Origin of the sequence: Spirulina sp. CS-785/01 (assembly GCF_028330525.1) — a bacterium.
GTDB lineage: Bacteria > Cyanobacteriota > Cyanobacteriia > Cyanobacteriales > Spirulinaceae > JAQMSD01.
The window spans coordinates 1-3,586 of sequence record NZ_JAQMSD010000154.1 but is presented as its reverse complement, the minus strand read 5'-3'; the positions used below and the strand labels follow the sequence as shown (position 1 = coordinate 3,586).

Sequence of the window (3,586 nt, the reverse complement as noted above, 5' to 3'; positions counted from 1 at the left end):
TTGAGTCTTTGCCGTTGAGTCTTTGCCGTTGAGTCTTTGCCGTTGAGTCTTTGCCGTTGAGTCTTTGCCGTTGAGTCTTTGCCGTTGAGTCTTTGCCGTGTAGAATGTGCTGTTCACGGTTCAGTTAAAGAGGCTCATCCCCCTTTAATTTAGCTAATTTTATCTTTATTTTTCCTTCTATGTTTAAAAGTTGTCTGATCTGCACAGATTTTACTGATGGTCTTCATCGTCTGATTAATTTTGTCCCCAGTTTAGCCCAAGGGGGACTGGAGAAGATTATCTTTGCCCATAGTGTCCCGTTGTGGGAGGAGGGGAAAGTTCCTCGTGTGGATGAAGAAGGGATTGAAGCGGCCCGGGAAAAACTCGCTGCGGCCACTGAGCAAGTCCCGGAGGGGGTTCAGGTTGAAATTGCTGTTCCGTCGGGAAAACCCGCAGAAACCATTCCCCATTTAATTGAACAGCATCAAGCGGAGGTGTTGTTCACGGGGACTCCCACCCGGAATTTAATGCAGGAGACGTTGTTTGGGAGTACCACGGTGGGGTTAACGAAGTCCACCACGATTCCGTTGATGATTTTACGGCCTCAGTTGATTTCGACTTATACCCGTGAGGAGTTAGAGTTACGCTGTCAGCATTTGTGGAATTATTTGCTGATTCCCTACAACGACGGGGAGGCGGCCCGTTATCTTGTGGAGCAGATTAAGGAGGCGGCCCAAAACAAACATGAGAATTTTCCTAAACGGTGTATGTTGGTTTGGGTGATTACGTCGGGAGGCCGCCGAGAAATTCCCTTAGAGTATAAGCGACAGGAAGCGGGGGAACGGTTAGCGACGGTGAAACAAGAGTTGGAGGACTGTGGGTTACAGGTGAATGTGGATATTCGCACAGGCAACCCGTTGCACGAAATTCTGGCGGCGGCCTTAACGTTTGATATTAGCGCGATCGCAACGGCAGCCGTCAACCGCAGTGCGTTAGTCAGTTTCACTTCTCCCAGTTTCGCTAATGAAGTGTTAAGACACAGTTGGTTCCCGGTGCTGTTCTTCTCTCCAAAACGGTAATAGTTGAGAGTTGTTGTTTGTTGTTTGTTGTTTGTTGTTTGTTGGAGAAACCGGGTTACTATCTAAAGTTATCGTGTTTAGCCCACATTTTACACAGAAACCCGGTTTCTGAGCTTGAACGCACCCCATTGCCAATTAACCATTACCGATGAGAATTTTGGGATTGGGGATAATTGGTTTGTACCGCTTCTAACTTCATTTGAATTTTGGGTTTGAGTTTTTCAAACTCTTGTTTGAGTAGTCTTTTACTCATGGCCGCTTGTCCTGCATCGGGAATGCCTTTACTGGTTTTGCTCCATTGCAATAACCGTTTACATTGTTCAGGATCAATGTGGACTTCCATCACGTGCTGGCATTTATGGGCTGGGTCTTCTAGGGTATAAAAGAGCATCCGATAACTCCCCGACTCCCCTAATAAGCGGGTGGTATTTTGACCGAGGGGGGTTTTTAAGTCCAGGTAAAACGGCAACCACCTCGGCCCATGTTCTCGGTTGTATAAGACGGTAATCCAGAGCAACATGGGATGGGGGGTGGTGGAAAAGAGGAAGTGATTATAACGGGTGCTGTAACGACGGTTTAAGAGGTCTTTTTGGTCTAACATCACCCAGAGGGTGACAAATACCCCTTTGGAGGTTCGCAGTAAGCGGGGAAAGACAATTTTTTGTTGGGGTTTATTTTTTGGCCAGGTGAGTTGTAAGCAAAGGTCTTCTAGGGTGGATTCGGTGTGCTTTTCTTTGGAGTCTTCTGAGTCGGGAGGGGGGGCGACGGAGGGGGAGGGTTGACGATTGCTTGGTCGCTTGTTGTACCGTTTTTCGAGGGGTTCGAGGGTTTGTAAAATGTTGGCGGTACTTTGGGGGCGATCGCTCGGCTGTTTCGCCAAACATTGCATAATTAAACGGTCTAAGTCTGGCGGGATGTTGAGATGGGAGGGAATGGCTAAGGGTTTCAGGTCGTGATGCGCTTTATACCACCCCCCAAAGGAGTTATTTTCGGGGAGTAGGGGCATTTCATTGGTTAACATCTCGTACATCATCACCCCTAAGCTGTAGATGTCGGAGCGATGGTCGAGTTCTTTCCCTTCCATTTGTTCGGGGGAACAGTAGGCCAAAGTCCCCATGAAAGAATGGGTTTGATCGCGGTTGGCCTCGATGAGTTTGGCAATCCCGAAATCGAGAATTTTCACCAGTTCCCCTAGGGAATGATCTTGAACGATGAGAATGTTACTGGGTTTAATGTCCCGGTGAATAATTTGACTGGGTTCTCCTTTAAAGACGACTCCTTTGTGAGCGCAGTCTAACCCTTGGCAAATTTGCCGCACCACATCGAGAAAACGGGGTAAGGGTAACGCACGAGCTTTGATCAGGTTACTGAGACTTTCCCCTTGTAGGAATTCCATGACATAGAAGGGGACTTCGTTGTCATCTACTCCATAGTCTTTGACGCGGACAATGTGAATACTTTTTTCGGCGAGTAAGGCGCAAATGGTCGCTTCTCGTTCAAAGCGATCGCGCATTTTTTGATTCAGTAAGGTTTGCGCTAGAAATTTGATCGCCACCGTCACTCCCCCCAAGAGGGTATCTTCGGCACGATACACTTGCCCCATTGCTCCTTTCCCGGCCAAATCTACAATCCGGTAACGATTAGACAGGAGACGATTAATATTGGGGTCTTTGCTTGCTACTGCGCGATCCTGATTAGGCTTTGCCATAACATAGCTCCAAGCGTACAAGGGAGCAGGTCTTTTACTGGGTGAAACCCTAAGCTAGAACAGGCTCAAGGCTGTTCAAGGGGTGAGAATATCGAACTAGGCCCACCGATGTGAGCCTATTTTATTCAATTTTAGGGTTTTTCTGGCTTCGGATTGTAATGTAATTTTATCGTTGACTTTTATTATCGTTGACGTTGCAGCGTCGCTTCCATGGTACTGGTTAGAGAAACTCCGGTCAAAATGCCACTGGACAATCGGTAGGTATCGTCATCTATCCGGTAGAGGGTTTCAAACCCACTCCGACGCTGACGTTCTGCATCATCAATGACCATATACCGTTGAATAATTGATTCGGGTGCAATCCAACCCTCTCCTTCCACGCGACCGAGTAAACTTTGCTGGAGAACGAAATTATAGTGACGTTCTCCCGCTTCTAGACGACCCCGATATTGAAATGCAATTTCTTGGCGATCGCTGTCTGGAAAGACGAGTTTTGTTACCCATGTGAACCAATTGCTCTGACCCCAAGCAATGATAGTTTTGCCACGGACTACAATCGGCATACTATCACGCTCCAGCCAGTTGCCTTGCAAAATCCAGCGTCCCTCCTCTAACAAAAAAGTATGAGCCACAGTCAACTTTTCTCTGACATTCTTGTATTAGTATAACTTTTGTTGTTTGTTATTTGTTCTTTGTGAACAAGGGAACAGGGAATCGGGAATCGGGAATCGGGAATCGGGAATCGGGAATCGGGAATAATATATATATTTTTGTTTTCCCCATCCCCCCATCTCCTCCATCTCCCCCATCTCCTCCATCT

General features: G+C 47.2%; 3 protein-coding genes. 1 reads left to right on the top strand and 2 read right to left on the bottom strand.

What is annotated here, in order from left to right:
• Nucleotides 1-179 precede the first annotated feature (179 nt).
• Nucleotides 180-1,058 (top strand): universal stress protein, encoded by an 879-nt coding sequence (locus tag PN462_RS10540; protein ID WP_272128145.1) that lies wholly within the window; start codon nucleotides 180-182, stop codon nucleotides 1,056-1,058.
• A 142-nt stretch (nucleotides 1,059-1,200) separates the two neighbouring features.
• Here the strand turns inward: PN462_RS10540 and PN462_RS10535 are convergent, their stop codons facing one another.
• Nucleotides 1,201-2,766: a serine/threonine protein kinase gene (locus PN462_RS10535; protein WP_272128144.1), complete on the bottom strand. Its 1,566-nt coding sequence runs from the start codon at nucleotides 2,764-2,766 to the stop codon at nucleotides 1,201-1,203.
• Nucleotides 2,767-2,948: 182 nt separating this feature from the next.
• Entirely contained in the window at nucleotides 2,949-3,398 is a 450-nt protein-coding gene (locus PN462_RS10530; protein ID WP_272128143.1) for a hypothetical protein, read from the bottom strand.
• Between the last annotated feature and the right edge of the window lie 188 nt (nucleotides 3,399-3,586).